Origin of the sequence: Stenotrophomonas sp. YIM B06876, assembly GCF_030711595.1 — a bacterium.
GTDB lineage: Bacteria > Pseudomonadota > Gammaproteobacteria > Xanthomonadales > Xanthomonadaceae > Stenotrophomonas.
Genome location: NZ_JAUJUJ010000002.1, coordinates 170,410 through 184,555 on the forward strand (window position 1 = coordinate 170,410; position 14,146 = coordinate 184,555).

At 67.6% G+C, this 14,146-nt stretch carries 12 protein-coding genes; 4 read left to right on the top strand and 8 right to left on the bottom strand.

Annotated elements, in window-relative coordinates; genetic code table 11:
• Positions 1–127: 127 nt before the first annotated feature.
• Entirely contained in the window at positions 128–1,060 is a 933-nt protein-coding gene (locus QZH66_RS01915; RefSeq protein WP_305804253.1) for a carbohydrate kinase family protein, read from the top strand.
• Positions 1,061–1,117: 57 nt separating this feature from the next.
• Here QZH66_RS01915 and QZH66_RS01920 read toward each other — a convergent pair whose 3' ends face one another.
• From QZH66_RS01920 to ubiE, 5 genes are all read right to left on the bottom strand, one after another.
• Positions 1,118–1,744: an HAD family hydrolase gene (locus tag QZH66_RS01920; RefSeq protein ID WP_305804254.1), complete on the bottom strand. Its 627-nt coding sequence runs from the start codon at positions 1,742–1,744 to the stop codon at positions 1,118–1,120.
• An 8-nt stretch (positions 1,745–1,752) separates the two neighbouring features.
• Positions 1,753–2,487, bottom strand: coding sequence for a hypothetical protein (locus QZH66_RS01925; protein ID WP_305804255.1), 735 nt, complete (start codon positions 2,485–2,487; stop codon positions 1,753–1,755).
• Positions 2,488–2,752: 265 nt separating this feature from the next.
• On the bottom strand, positions 2,753–4,690 hold the full coding sequence (locus tag QZH66_RS01930) for a M1 family metallopeptidase (RefSeq protein WP_305804256.1): 1,938 nt from the start codon (positions 4,688–4,690) through the stop codon (positions 2,753–2,755).
• A 50-nt stretch (positions 4,691–4,740) separates the two neighbouring features.
• Entirely contained in the window at positions 4,741–5,640 is a 900-nt protein-coding gene (locus tag QZH66_RS01935) for a GGDEF domain-containing protein (protein ID WP_305804257.1), read from the bottom strand.
• 66 nt (positions 5,641–5,706) lie between these two features.
• On the bottom strand, positions 5,707–6,471 hold the full coding sequence (gene ubiE, locus QZH66_RS01940; protein ID WP_305804258.1) for a bifunctional demethylmenaquinone methyltransferase/2-methoxy-6-polyprenyl-1,4-benzoquinol methylase UbiE: 765 nt from the start codon (positions 6,469–6,471) through the stop codon (positions 5,707–5,709).
• 139 nt (positions 6,472–6,610) lie between these two features.
• Here ubiE and QZH66_RS01945 point away from each other — a divergent pair, with 139 nt between their 5' ends.
• Together QZH66_RS01945 and QZH66_RS01950 are read left to right on the top strand one after the other, a co-directional pair.
• The gene (locus QZH66_RS01945) at positions 6,611–7,063 is read left to right on the top strand and encodes a nucleoside deaminase (protein WP_305804259.1); all 453 of its coding nucleotides are present in this window, start codon (positions 6,611–6,613) and stop codon (positions 7,061–7,063) included.
• Positions 7,064–7,190: 127 nt separating this feature from the next.
• Positions 7,191–7,442 (top strand): hypothetical protein, encoded by a 252-nt coding sequence (locus QZH66_RS01950; protein ID WP_305804260.1) that lies wholly within the window; start codon positions 7,191–7,193, stop codon positions 7,440–7,442.
• A gap of 55 nt (positions 7,443–7,497) precedes the next feature.
• Here the strand turns inward: QZH66_RS01950 and QZH66_RS01955 are convergent, their stop codons facing one another.
• From QZH66_RS01955 to QZH66_RS01965, 3 genes are read right to left on the bottom strand one after another with little or no spacing between them, the layout of a single operon-like run.
• Positions 7,498–8,889, bottom strand: coding sequence for an efflux transporter outer membrane subunit (locus QZH66_RS01955; RefSeq protein WP_305804261.1), 1,392 nt, complete (start codon positions 8,887–8,889; stop codon positions 7,498–7,500).
• Complete coding sequence (gene smeE, locus QZH66_RS01960; protein ID WP_305804262.1) at positions 8,882–12,034, bottom strand: multidrug efflux RND transporter permease subunit SmeE; 3,153 nt, start codon at positions 12,032–12,034, stop codon at positions 8,882–8,884. Before smeE ends, QZH66_RS01955 begins: the two co-directional genes overlap by 8 nt.
• Before the next feature lie 12 nt (positions 12,035–12,046).
• A complete protein-coding gene (locus tag QZH66_RS01965; protein ID WP_305804263.1) occupies positions 12,047–13,225 on the bottom strand; it encodes an efflux RND transporter periplasmic adaptor subunit in 1,179 nt (392 codons plus the stop codon).
• Between the two features lie 197 nt (positions 13,226–13,422).
• Here QZH66_RS01965 and QZH66_RS01970 point away from each other — a divergent pair, with 197 nt between their 5' ends.
• Positions 13,423–14,082: a TetR family transcriptional regulator gene (locus tag QZH66_RS01970; RefSeq protein WP_305804264.1), complete on the top strand. Its 660-nt coding sequence runs from the start codon at positions 13,423–13,425 to the stop codon at positions 14,080–14,082.
• Positions 14,083–14,146: the final 64 nt, after the last annotated feature.

Consider the following 14,146-nt stretch of genomic DNA (forward strand, 5'->3'; position numbering starts at 1 on the left):
GCCCGGACATCCGCGGTTCTGGTCCTAGGCCGCCTCAGCCGGTAACCTTTGCACCGCCATGCGCCCTCCGGCGCCCAAACCACCCCGTCCGCCGGGTGGAAACTCCCACCCGTATAGGTCTTTCCCGATGTCCGCTTTGATCTGTGGTTCTCTTGCCTTTGACACCATCATGGTGTTTCCGGACCAGTTCAAGAACCACATCCTGCCGGACAAGGTGCACATCCTGAACGTCTCGTTCCTGGTGCCGCGCATGCGCCGCGAGTTCGGCGGCTGCGCCGGCAACATCGCCTACAACCTGAAGCTGCTGGGCGGCGAGCCGATCCCGATGGCCACCGTGGGCCAGGATTTCAGCCCGTACCGCGAGCATTTCGCCGAACAGCGGATCGACATGTCGCGGATCAAGGTGCTCGATGACCTGTTCACCCCGCAGGCGTTCATCACCACCGACCACGACAACAACCAGATCACCGCCTTCCACCCCGGCGCGATGATGCGTTCCTACGAGAACCACGTGCGCGACGTGCCCGGCGTGAGCTTCGGCATCGTCAGCCCGGATGGCCGCGAGGGCATGATCCAGAATGCGGCCGAATTCCTCGAATGCGGCATTCCGTTCATTTTCGACCCGGGCCAGGCGATGCCGCTGTTCAACGGCCCCGAACTGCGCCAGTTCATCGAGCAGGCCGACTACGTGGTGGTCAACGACTACGAGTCCAACCTGCTGCAGGAACGCACCGGCTGGGACGAAAAAGCGATCGTCAGCCGGGTCAAGGCCTACATCACCACCCAGGGCCCGAAGGGCGCGGTCATCCATACCCCGGAAAAGAGCTACCAGATCCCGCCCGCGCACGAGCGCCGGGTGGTCGATCCGACCGGCTGCGGCGATGCGTTCCGCGCCGGCCTGATCTTCGGCATCGAGAAGGGTTACGACTGGCTGACCATCGGCCGCATGGGCAACCTGATGGGCGCACTGAAGGTCGAGCACCCCGGCACCCAGAACCAGCGCTTCGACTTCGACGAGTTCAACGACCAGTTCAAGCAGCAGTTCGGCTACGCGCTCTGAGCCGCGTCCCCGCTGGAATGGAAAACGGCGCCGCGGCGCCGTTTTTTCTGCCTGCCCTCAGCCGTTGCGCCAGCACTGCAGCAGCTCGGCGCAATCGCGCAGCCGCCACTGCGCCAGTCCCGGCCACGGGTCGCCGGCCTGGTTGACCAGCACCGCGGGCACGCCGGCCGCCTGCGCGCTGGCCAGATCGTAATAGTGGTCGCCGACCATGCGCATCGCCGGCGGCGCCACGCCCCAGCGGGCGGCAAAGAACCGCAGCCCGGCCGGCGCCGGCTTTGGCGCCACCTCCTCGCGGCCGAGGATCTCTTCTGCGGCGAAACAGTGCGCCAGCCCGATCGCGGCCAACGTCAGCAGTGCCAGCTCGCGCGCGTTGCGGGTGAGGATGCCCAGCCGGCAACCGGCCGCCTGCAGCGTGGTCACCAGCGCCACCGCGCCCGGTGCGGGCGTCGCCGCCATCGCCAGCGCACGTTCGTGCCGCAGCAGCCAGTCGTGGCATTCGTCCGCCTGCCGCGGCGGCAACCCGGCCACGTGCTGCAGGATGTCGGCCCCGGCCGGAATCCCCAATTCACGCCGGATCAGATCGAAATCATGCAGCGGCTCGGTCAGGGTGCCATCCATGTCGAACACCCAGTGGCGGCTGGCCGCCACCGGCGGCAGGGAGGTACCGCCTGCGCCGCCCGCCATCGCCCCGCTCAATCCCATGCCGGCATCTGGCTGCCGTCCAGCCCGCCGGTTTCAAACAGTACACTGCGGGTGCCGCCGGCCTTGACCGGGAAGCTGATCTCCACGCTGCGGGCGTTGCGCACCGTCTTCCACATCGCCTTGTGGTCGGTGATGAACATCGCGATCGCCTCGTCGGTATCCGGCCGGTAGGCGGCCATGGGCCGTGGCGTGCCGCCATCCACCGCCACCGTGACCTGGCAGCTGCGGTAGCAGGCCTTGGCGAAGTCGCCGGCCTGCAGCACCAGATAGGCGTGGCGCTTCCATTCGGGGTGGTCGCGGAACACCAGTTGTACCGGCTTGGCGCCGCGGCCGTCCACGTCCACCGGCTGCTTGCTGTAGATCGTCGCCGAGCGCTGGGTGCCGCCCTTGACCGCCACCTGGCTGTAGTTCCACAGCGCCTGCATCCGCCGCAGCTCGCGCGCGGCCTCGCCCTTGGCCTTGACGTCGGCGTAGCCGGGTTCGACCCGGCGGGCGGTGTCCGAATCGGGAAACTGGTCGAACAGCCCCGCCCCCAAGATCCGCGCCTTGTCCCAGTCACCCGTGGTCACGGCGCTGTCGTACTGCTTGCCGAGGGCTTCGGCCTGCTGCTCGCGCGCGGCCCGGGCCCGCGTCGCGGCCGCTTCCTGCGCCTGGCGCTCGGCCTCGGGATTGCTGCAAGCCACCAGCGCGAGGGCGCAGGCCGTGGCCAGAATCAGGTGTTTCATCAGGTGCTCCGTAGTTGACCGGGACGCCGTGGAGCGTCGACCGGCTACTTTATCGTCAAGCAATGGCGGCGGGACCCGCCGCGGCCGCGGGCATCGGGCCAGCGGCGGCCATTATTCGGGACCGGAGGCACCGCCGGCCAGCGCGGCGCTACGCCCGGGGTGGGGCGATGGCGGCCGCGAAACAGCAATACCCGGCCAGGGCCCGCCGCACAAAAGAAAACGGCGGATTTCCCCGCCGTTTCCGTTCAACCCGCCATTGCGGTGATTACCGTTTGGCCGCGCCTGCTTCGGCCTTGGCCAGCATTTCCTCCACCGAGGCGGTGGTGATCGGGTGGTAACCCGGCTTGGCGCGGGCGAACACTTCCTTGGCAAACGCCAGGCCTTCCGGCGTCTTCACCAGTTCGGCGTAGATCGGCAGGACCAGCTTGCGCCGGCCCACGCGCTGGATGAACTCGCCGGCCGCGGCCTGCGCTTCGGTATAGCCGCTGCGGATGGCCAGCGGATACCAGCGCATGGCGATTTCGCCATTGGCGGTACCGGTGAACTTGTAGCCGCGGTCCAGCTGCGCCAGCTTTTCCAGCGGCAGGGTCTTGCCCATGCCATCGATGAAGCGCACCCATTCCTGCGTGCTCCATTCGCTGGTCACCTGGCGGTTGGGCAACTGGTCACTGCCGAGGAAGGCGATGCGCGCGGTATCGACGATGGAGAAATTGCGCGAACGCGCCTTCTGCGCGAACGCCGGGATGCCCGGCTCGTTGAGCCATGCGTCCAGCTCGGCGGCGGTGACCGCGTTCGGGTTCTTCGGCAGCAGGTTCTTCTTCAGGTACGCGACGAACTGGTCGGTAGTGGCGCTCTGGAAGGCGTGGTCGTCAAACCAGCCGCGCAGGAACGGGTCGAACACCGCGCGGCCGAAACGCTGCTCCAGGAACTGCAGGAACCATGCGCCCTTGACGTAGGCCACCTGGCTCAACGCGTCGTCCGGGTCGCGCTCGGTCAGCGGCGGCAGCGCCAGCGCCTGGTCGGCCGGGTTCATGCCCTTCACTTCGGCCAGCAGGTCGGTCTGGTCGATCTCGCGCTCCATCTCGGCCATTTCCGGGCCGTACAGCGCCTCGGTGATGCGGGCCTGGACGTAGGTGGTGAAGCCTTCATTGAGCCAGATGTCCTTCCAGCTGGCGTTGGTGACCAGATTGCCGGACCAGCTGTGCGCCAGTTCGTGGGCGATCAGCGACACCAGCGACTTGTCACCGACGATCACGGTCGGGGTGGCGAAGGTCAGGCGCGGATTTTCCATGCCCCCGAACGGGAACGACGGCGGCAGCACCAGCATGTCGTAGCGGCCCCAGCGGTAAGGGCCGTACAGCTTTTCGGCGGCACCGATCATCTTCTCGGTGTCCTCGAATTCCTTGGCGGCCTTGCCGACCATCGACGGCTCGGCCCACACCCCGGAGCGGCCGGAGATCGGCTCGAACACCAGGTCGCCGGCGGCAATCGCCAGCAGGTAGGACGGAATCGGCTGCGGCATCTTGAAGCTGTAATCCCCGTCGCGCACGGCCTTGGGATCGTTGTCGGCGCTCATCAGCACCATCACGTCCGGACGCGAGACCACGTGCGCGCTGTAGGTGAAGCGCACGCTCGGGGTGTCCTGCAGCGGCACCCACGAACGGGCGTGGATCGCCTGCGACTGGCTGAACATGAAGGGCAGCCGCTTGCCCTCGGTCATCGACGGCTCCAGCCACTGCAGGCCCGAGGCGGTCGAGGCGGTGTGGTAGGTCACCTGCACCGTCTGCGGATGCTGTGGCGCCTCGATGCTCAGCTTGCTGCCGAACACCTTGTCGGCGCTGGCCAGCTGGAACGGCAGCGGCGACAGCGTGCCGCCGGCCTCCACCGCATCGACCTTCTCGATGGTCAGCTCGCGGGTGTCCAGCACCAGCTGGGTGGCGGCCTTGTCCTTCCAGTCCAGCGTGTAGGTGGCGGTGCCGGCGATCTGCTTGTGGTCGAAATCCAGCTTCAGGTCCAGCGCCAGGTCCTTGATGACGACCTTGTCCGGCTCGGCATAGGAGCTTTCATCGTGACTGCGGTTGACGGTATTCACAGCGGTGGCCGGTTTTTGGGCGGCGGGATCCGCCACGGCGGCAGCGGGTTCATTGGCACAGCCGGCGACGAACGCCATGGCCAGGGGCAGAAGCAGGAACGGTGTGCGCATGGATCTGTAACCGATCTGGATGAATAAGCCAGTTTAACGTCCTGTGGCGATCACGTCCGTTCGGTTTCCGTTTGCCGCTGCACACCGCCGTCCTCGCCCTGCAGCTGCCGACCGCCGGCATATTTGGCCCGGTACATCGCCGCATCGGCGCGGGCATAGAACCCGCGCAGGTCTTCGCCGGGGCGATAGGCCGCCCAGCCGGCGCTGGCCTGCACGGGCGGATCTTCCGCGCGGCGTGGCTGCTCCAGCGCCGCCAGCCATTGCCGCAGCTTGGCGGTGGCGATGTGATGTTCGGCATGCACTCCGACCAGGAACTCATCGCCGCCCCAGCGCCCGATCCAGTCCTGCGCCCCCAGCCAGTGGTAGGCCGATTCCACCAGCCGCACCAGCACCTGGTCGCCGGCCTGGTGGCCGAAGCGGTCGTTGATCGGCTTGAGGTTGTCCAGGTCGACCACGAACAGCACGAACGGCCAGCTGTTGTCCTGGGCCTCGCGGGCCGATTCGGCCAGCGCCTGCTCGCAGCCGCGGCGGTTGAGCGCCTCGGTCAGCGGATCGAGCAGCACGCTGCGGTGCAGGTCGGCCAGACCGGCGTCCACGCCATGCAGGCTGCGGTTGATCCCGCGCAGCACCCGGCCGATCTCGTCCTGGCCCAGATCGGGCAGGTGCGGCAGGCGCTGTTGCTCGTAGTAGGCATCCAGCGCATCGGCCGCGGCGCGCAACGGCGCCAGCAGCCGGTGCAGGGCCAGCAGCGTCGCCCCGCCGCCAGCCAGCGTGGCCACCAGCACCACGGCCAGAGCCGGCAGCAGGCGGCCGTGCTGGAAATCGCCCTGCCACAGCATCCAGCCCAGCAGACCCAGCAACGGCACCTGCAGGCCGACACACGCCACCGCCAGCAGTCTGGCGCTGAAGGAGCGCGGGAAAACCCGCGCCAACCGCTGATACAAGGACATGCGTGCTTCCCGGAGAGCCGGCCTGCAGTGTGACCGCTGCAGCGCCAGGCAACCGCTACCGCGGTCTCAGACCTTGTAGCCGGAGTGGATCGAGACGATCCCGGCGCTGAGGTTCTTGTAGTGGCAGCGCTCGAATCCGGCCTGCGCCATCATCGCCTTGAGTTCTTCCTGCGGCGGATGCTTGCGGATGCTCTCGGCCAGATACTGGTAGCTGTCCGAATCGCCGCGCGCGAACAGCTTGCCCAGCCGCGGCAGCACCTTGAAGGAATGGAAGTCGTAGATCGGCTTGAACCAGTCCACGGTCACTTCGGAGAACTCCAGCACCCGCGCCTGGCCGCCGACCTTGAGCACGCGGTACATCTCGCGCAGCGCGGCGTCCTTGTCGGTGACGTTGCGCAGGCCGAAGGAGATCGTCACCAGGTCGAAACTCTGGTCCGGGAACGGCAACGCCTCGGCATCGCACTGCACATAGTCGAAACCGGAGACATGGCCGCGATTGGTCAGCCGGTCGCGGCCCACCGACAGCATGCCGGCGTTGATGTCGCCCAGCACCACGGCGCCCTCACTGCCCACCCGTTGCTTCAGCAGCACCGCGATATCGCCGGTGCCGCCCGCCAGGTCGAGCACGCGGTCGCCCGGCTTGACCTGCGCGGTGGCGACGAAATAGCGCTTCCACACCCGATGGATGCCCAGGCTCATCAGGTCGTTCATCAGGTCATAGTTGCCGGCGACCGAGGTGAACACCTCGCCGACAAGCTTCTGCTTGTCCTTGGCGGGCACGTCTCGGAAACCGAAATGGGTGGTACCGGTCTTGTAGGGAGATTCGCTCATGCGGCAATTATCGCACCGCCGGCGCCAGCGCGCCCTTGGCCCACGGCAGGGCCGCCACCGCCCTGCCGTTATCATGCCGACCCTGCGGGTGGCCGCGCGCCTCCTGCCCTGCCCGTCTGTGCCACCGAGGAAATTCCGCATGATCACCACCCCCGACTATCGCGCCCTGCTCGACACCGCCATCGCCGAAGCCCGCCAGGGCCTGGCCGAAGGCGGCATCCCGATTGGCGCGGCGCTGTACCACAACGACGGCCGCCTGCTCGGCTGCGGCCACAACCGCCGGGTGCAGGAAGGCGATCCGTCGATCCACGGCGAGACCGACGCCTTCCGCAAGGCCGGCCGCCAGCGCGGCTACCGCGACACCATCATGGTCACCACGCTGGCCCCGTGCTGGTACTGCAGCGGACTGGTGCGCCAGTTCAACATCGGCACCGTGGTGGTGGGCGAATCGGTCACCTTCGGCGGCGGCATCGACTGGCTGCGCGAGAACGGGGTCAACGTCATCGACCTGCAAAGCGAGGAATGCATCGCCATGATGGGTGGCTATATCGCCGCCAATCCCGAGATCTGGAACGAAGACATCGGCGAATGAGCGCGGCGTTGCCGGCCGGTCACAGACCGGGGCACCCGCCTGTCCGGATTACGTTCCGGTAACACTCCGGTCACCGATTGGGCGCATGCTCCAGGCATCAGGGGGGATACTGATACCGAGGTGATGTATGCCGCACCCATCGCGTCCTCTGCCGCCTGCACGTCGCTGCTCGCTGGCCGACGTCGGCGAGCGTCTGCGTACCCAGTACGCCCGCCATCAACGGTCGGCCAGCTTCTGGAACGCCTATCAGGCCATCCAGGACGAGCTGGCCGAGAGTTTTCCCGGGCAGCGCGTGGAGCTGTGCAACCTGATGGCCGAAATCGCCCAGCGCTTGGGCGCGGTCGAACAGGCGCAACTGGTGGATACCCCGCCGTTGTGAGCGCTCCCCACCGCGACGGGTACGCCCGCCGTTGCGGGCCGGTGTGGCCGGGCGCTCAGGTGCGCTCGCGCCAGCCACCGCCCAGCGCCTTGTACAGCGACACCCGGTTGGCCTGCCCGGCCAGTTGCGTGGCCACCAGTCCCTGCTGCGCACCGTAGAGCGTGCGCTGCGCATCCAGCAGCACCAGAAAGCCGTCCAGGCCGGCGTCATAGCGCGCCTGTGCCAGTTCGTGCGCGCGTTGTGCGGCCTGCAGCAGGGCCTGCTGCGCTGCCTGTTGTTCGCCCAAGGCCTGTTCCAGCGCCAGCGCATCGGCGACGTCGCGGAACCCGCTCTGGATCGCTTTTTCATACTCGGCCAGGGCGATATCGCGATCGGCATTGGCCACGCCCAGGTTCGCGCGCAGGCGCCCGCCCTGGAAAATCGGCAGGCTGATCTGCGGCATGAAGCTCCAGATCCGGGTGCCGCTTTCAAACAGGCCCGACAGTTCAGCGCTGGCTGAACCGACCGCGCCGGTCAGCCGGATCGACGGGAAGAACGCCGCCCGCGCCGCACCGATATTGGCGTTGCCGGCCAGCAGCCGGTGCTCGGCCGCCATCACATCCGGGCGCCGCAACAGCACCTCGGCCGGCACCCCGGCCGGCAGCGGTTCCAGCCCGCCCACCTGCGCCACGAATGTCTCCGGCAGCAGATCCGCTGCCACCGTCTGCCCGGCGAGCAGGTTCAATGCGTTGCGGTCCTGCGCCAGCTGCCCGCGGTAACGCGCCACGTCGGCGCGCGCGGCTTCCAGTTGCGTCTGCGCCTGGTTCAGCTCCAGCGCCGAGGCCGCGCCCAGCCGCTCGCGCTGCTCGATCAGCTGCAACGAGGTTGCGTGGCTGTCGAAAGTGGCCTGGGCGATACGCAGCCGTTCGCCATCGGCAGCCAGCCCCAGCCAGCTCTGGGCCACGCCCGCCACCAGCGACAACTGCGCGGCGCGGCGTGCCTCGGCACTGACGAAATACTGCTGCAACGCCGCTTCGCTGAGGTTGCGCACCCGCCCGAACAGGTCCAGTTCGAACCCGGCCACGCCCAGATCGGCGCTGTACTGCGTGCCGACCGGCATATCGCCGCCGCTGCGCAGCAACTGGCCGTTGGCTGCCAGGGCCGGCAGCCGCTCGGCACGCTGGATGCCGTACTGCGCCCGTGCCTTGTCGACATTGAGCATCGCCACGCGCAGGTCGCGGTTGTTCTGCAAGGCCAGCGCGATCACCTCCTGCAGCCGCGGATCGGTGAAGAAATCGCGCCAACCGGTCTCCGCTGCCGCGCCGCTGGACGCCCCGGCCGACGCCGGTATCGGCCATTGCACCGCCACAGCCGGCGCCACCTCGACATCACGCGGTTCGAGCACGGCGCACCCGGACACGAACAGGCCCACGGCCAGGGCCAGGGCGCCGGTTGCCGACTTAGACATGGGAATCTCCTGCATCGATGGCAGCCGGTTGGCGCTTGCGCACAAACAGCTTCTGCACCACCACGAAAAACAGCGGAATGAAGAACACGCCCAGCAGGGTGCCCACGATCATGCCGCCGAGCACGCCGGTACCGATCGCGCGCTGCGCACCGGAGCCGGCACCGGCGGCGATCGCCAGCGGCAGCACGCCCAGGCCGAAGGCCAGCGAGGTCATGATGATCGGGCGCAGGCGGTCACGCACCGCGTGCATGGTGGCGTCGATCAGGCTGGCGCCCTTTTCGACGTTCTCCTTGGCGAACTCGACGATCAGGATCGCGTTCTTCGAGGTCAGCCCGACCGTGGTCAGCATCGCCACCTGGAAGTAGATGTCGCGCTCCATGCCGCGGAAGGTGTTGGCCAGCACCGCACCGAGGATGCCCAGCGGCGCCACCAGCAGTACCGCGGTGGGCACGCTCCAGCTTTCATACAGCGCGGCCAGACACAGGAACACCATCAGCACCGACAGCGTGTACAGCAGCGGCGTCTGCGAACCGGCCTCGCGTTCCTGGTAGGACAGCGCGGTCCATTCGATACCGAAGCCCGGCGGCAGCTGTCTGGCGAGGCGCTCGACCTCGTCCATCGCATCGCCCGAGGCCACGCCTGCGGCCGGCTCGCCCTGGATTTCCATCGCCGCCACACCGTTGTAACGCTCCAGACGCGGCGAACCGTAATCCCAGCGGCTGCTGGCAAATGCCGGGAACGGCACCATCTCGCCCTTGTTGTTCTTGACCGACCACAGGTTGAAATCCTCCGGATTCATCCGGAACGGGCTGTCGGCCTGCAGCATCACCCGCTTGACCCGGCCGCGGTCGATGAAGTCGTCCACATACTGGCTGCCCCACGCCGCCGCCAGGGTGCTGTTGACCACGTCCAGCGACAGCCCCAGCGCGCCGGCCTTGGCAACGTCGATATCGATCCGCAGCTGCGGCGTGTCGTCCTGCCCGTTCGGGCGCACGTTGGCCAGCAGCTTGCTCTGGGCCGCCAGACCCAGCAGCTGGTTGCGTGCATCCAGCAACGCCTGGTGGCCGTGGCTGCCGTTGTCCTTCAGGAAGAAGGTGTAGCCCGAGCCGACGCCCAGTTCCGGCATCGCCGGCGGCGGGAAGGCGAAGATGAAGGCGTCTTTGACCTGGCTCAGCGCCCCCATCGCGCGGCCGGTGATCGGCATCGCGCCCTGTTCGGGCGTGCGCTCGCTCCAGTCCTTGAGCTTGACGAAGGCCATGCCTGCGTTCTGGCCCATGCCGGCAAAGCTGAAGCCCTGCACCGAGAAGATCGACTCGACCGCGTCCTTTTCGTTTTCCAGGAAGTGGTTTTCCAGCTTGGAAAGCGATTCCAGCGTGCGCTCCTGGGTGGCCCCGACCGGGGCCTGCACCAGCGCCAACAGGATGCCCTGGTCTTCATTGGGCAGGAACGAACTGGGCAGGCGCACGAACAGCACGCCCATGACGATCGCCAGCGCCGCGAACACCGCCATGAACCGGCCGGGCCGGGCGAGGATGCCGCGCACGCCGCGCTGGTAGCTGCCACTGGTGCGGTCGAAACCGCGGTTGAAGGCGCCGAAGAAGCGACCCGACAGGCCCTTGGGGGCGCCGTGAGGCTGGCCCTTCTGCATCGGCTTGAGCATGGTCGCGCACAGCGCCGGGGTCAGCACGATGGCCACCAGCACCGACAGCGCCATCGCCGAGACGATGGTCGCCGAGAACTGGCGGTAGATGACGCCGGTGGCGCCGCTCATGAACGCCATCGGCACGAACACCGCCGACAGCACCAGGCCGATGCCGACCAGCGCGCCGGTGATCTGGCCCATCGATTTGCGGGTGGCCTCCAGCGGCGACAAGCCCTCTTCGGACATGATCCGCTCGACGTTTTCCACCACCACGATGGCGTCATCGACCAGCAGGCCGATCGCCAGCACCATCGCGAACATGGTCAGCATGTTGATCGAGAAACCCAGCGCGGCGAGGATGCCGAGCGTGCCCAGCAACACCACCGGCACCGCGATGGTCGGGATCAGGGTGGCGCGGAAGTTCTGCAGGAACAGGTACATCACCAGGAACACCAGCACGATGGCTTCGATCAGGGTCTTGATCACCCCTTGGATCGAGACCTTCACGAACGGCGTGGTGTCGTAGGGCACCACGTACTTCAGCCCGGTCGGGAAGTTGGACTGCATCCCTTCCAGCGCGCTGCGCACGCCCTCGGCGGTCTCCAGCGCGTTGGCGCCGGTGGCCAGGGTGATGGCGATACCGGTGGACGGCTTGCCGTTGTAGCGGGTGGTGAAGTCGTAGGTTTCCGCGCCCAGCTCGACCCGGGCGACATCGCCCAGGCGCAGTTCGCCCCCCTGCTCGCTGCTGCGCACCAGGATGTTGCGGAACTGTTCGGGAGTCTGCAGGCGGTCCTGCGCGTTGATGGTGGCGTTGAGCTGCTGGCCCTGTACCGACGGCGAGCCGCCAAGCTGGCCGATCGCCACCTGCGCGTTCTGCGCGCGGATCGCGCCGGTGACATCGGCCACCGACAACCTGTAGGTGTGCAGCTTGTTCGGGTCCAGCCAGATGCGCATGGCGTACTTGCCGCCGAACACCTGGATGTTGCCCACGCCCGGCACCCGGCTGAGGCTGTCGACGACGCTGGAACCGACGTAATCGGCGATGTCGGTGGCATCCATGCTGCCGTCTTCGGACACAAAACCGATCACCTGCAGGAAGCCGCTGGACGACTTGGCCACATTGATGCCCTGGCGCTGCACTTCCTGCGGCAACAGCGGCATCGCCAGCTGCAGCTTGTTCTGCACCTGCACCTGGGCGATGTCCGGATCGGTCCCGCTCTGGAAGGTCAGGGTGATGCTGGCCTGGCCGTTGGAGGAGCTGTTGGACGACAAATAGATCAGCCCGTCCAGGCCCTTCATGTTCTGCTCGATGATCTGCGTCACCGAGTCTTCAACCACCTTGGCCGAGGCGCCGGGGTAACTGGCGCTGATCGCCACGGCCGGCGGCGCCACTTCCGGATACATCGATACCGGCAGCTTGAACAGCGACAGTGCGCCGGCCAGCATGATGACCAGGGCGATGACCCAGGCGAAAACGGGGCGATCAATAAAGAAACGTGCCATGGGATTCTCCGCTTACTGCTGGGCGGCCGGCACCGCGGCGGCGGCACTGGCGGGCGGGGCCGTGTCGGCACCCTTCTCGGTGGCCTGGACCGGCATCCCGGGGCCGATCTTCTGCAGGCCTTCGACGATGACCTTGTCACCGGCCTGCAATCCGGCCTCCACCAGCCACTTGTCGGCGATGGCGCGGCTGACCGTGACCGGACGCACCTCGACCTTGCCCTCGGCATTGACCACCATGGCGCTGGTATTGCCCTTGGGATCGCGGGCGATGCCCTGCATCGGCACCAGCAGCGCCTGTTCGCGGATGCCGCTGCCCACCTGGGCGCGCACGTACATGCCCGGCATCAGCTCACCTTCGGGATTGGCCACGCGCACGCGCAGGTTGAAACTGCCCGTGGCCGGGTCGACGCTGACCTCGGAGAACTGCAGCGTGCCCTTGTGCGCGAACTCGCTGCCATCCTCGAGCAGGATCGTCACCGGCAACTGCTCGTTGCCCTGCAGGCGGCCGGCCGCCAGTTCGCGGCGCAGCTGTAACAGTTCGCTGGAAGACTGGGTCAGATCGATGTGGATCGGATCGAGCTGGTGGATCGTGGCCAGTGCGCCGGCCTGCCCGGCGGTGATGAGCGCGCCCTGGGTCACCGCGGACTTGCCGATACGGCCGCTGATCGGCGCGCTGATACGCGCATACCCCAGCGTGACATTGGCCGCGTCGAGCGCGGCGCGCGCGGCCGCGACATCGGCCTGGGCCTGCTGCATCGCCGCCTGCGCGTTCTCGTTGTCCTGCACGCTGACCGCCTTGACCTTGGCCAGTTCGGCGATGCGGCGCGCACTCAGGCGCGCGGCTTCGGCGGTGGCTTCGGCGCGCGCCAGCTGGGCGCGGGCGCTGTTGGCCTGGGCGCGGTAGGCTGCGTCATCGAGCTGGTACAGCGGCTGGCCGGCCTTCACCTGCCCGCCTTCGGTGAACAGGCGCTTGGCGACGATGCCGTTGACCTGCGGCCGTACTTCGGCGACCTGGTAGGCCACGGCACGGCCGGGAAGCTCGCGGGTCAATGTGACCGGCGCGGTGGCCAAGGTGACCACGGTGACCTGTCCCGGCCCCTGCGCCGGCGGCGCCCCGGCCCCCGCGCAGGCGGACAGCGCCAGGGTCAAAGCAAGGGACAGCGCGGCAAGACGGCGGGGGGATCGGGTCATGACAGGGGCTCGAGAGGAAAGAAGGGTCGCCGCTACCCGCGGCCGAAGATCGGAGTTGCGCATGGGGGCCAGCCGTTCACCGCCACAGGGGCAACGGCATGCGGATTCACGGGGAGGGCCGCGAATATACATACATGCGCGGATGTTTGTAAACAGCTATAATTCAGCCCGGTTTCATTCCGGATGTGAGCAACGCCATGGCCAGACGGACCAAAGAAGAAGCCCAGGCCACCCGCGAAGGCATCCTCGACGCGGCCCGGGATTGTTTCCACGAGCACGGCGTGGCCGGCGCCAGCCTGGCGATGATCGGCAACCGCGCCGGTTTTACCCGCGGCGCGGTGTACTGGCATTTCAAGAACAAGACCGAGGTGCTGGAGGCACTGGTCAAACGCGAGCGCCTGCCCTTCATCGAACGCCTGCGGCGCAGCTGCTCGGCGCAGCGCACCACTCCGGTGCTGGATCTGCGCTCGGCGCTGCTGGTGACCCTCGACGAGCTGGCCCGCGATGACCGTGGCCGCCAGACGATGGAGATCATGCTGCGCAACGACCTGTCCGCCGAGAGCGTGGCGATGCAGCGCATCCACAAGGAAAACGCGCAGGAGCAGATGGAGATCTACACCCGCGTCTTCACGCGCGCGCGCGAACTGGGCCAGCTGCGCGAATTCGCCGAGCCGCGCACCATGGCGCGGATGTTGCACACCTGCCTCACCGGGGTGATCTACAACGCGATGATCCAGCCGGAGCTGTTCGACATCCGCCGCGATTTCCAGCAGATCCTGGATGTGGTGCTGTACGCCCACGTCAAGGAAGGCGTGTTCACCTGCGGCGCCGAGCCGTCACCGCTGCCGCTGGACTGAGCGTGCACAAGCGCCGCGGCACCGCCGGGCGCGCAGAAAAACCGGCGGCACCCCGTGCCGCCGT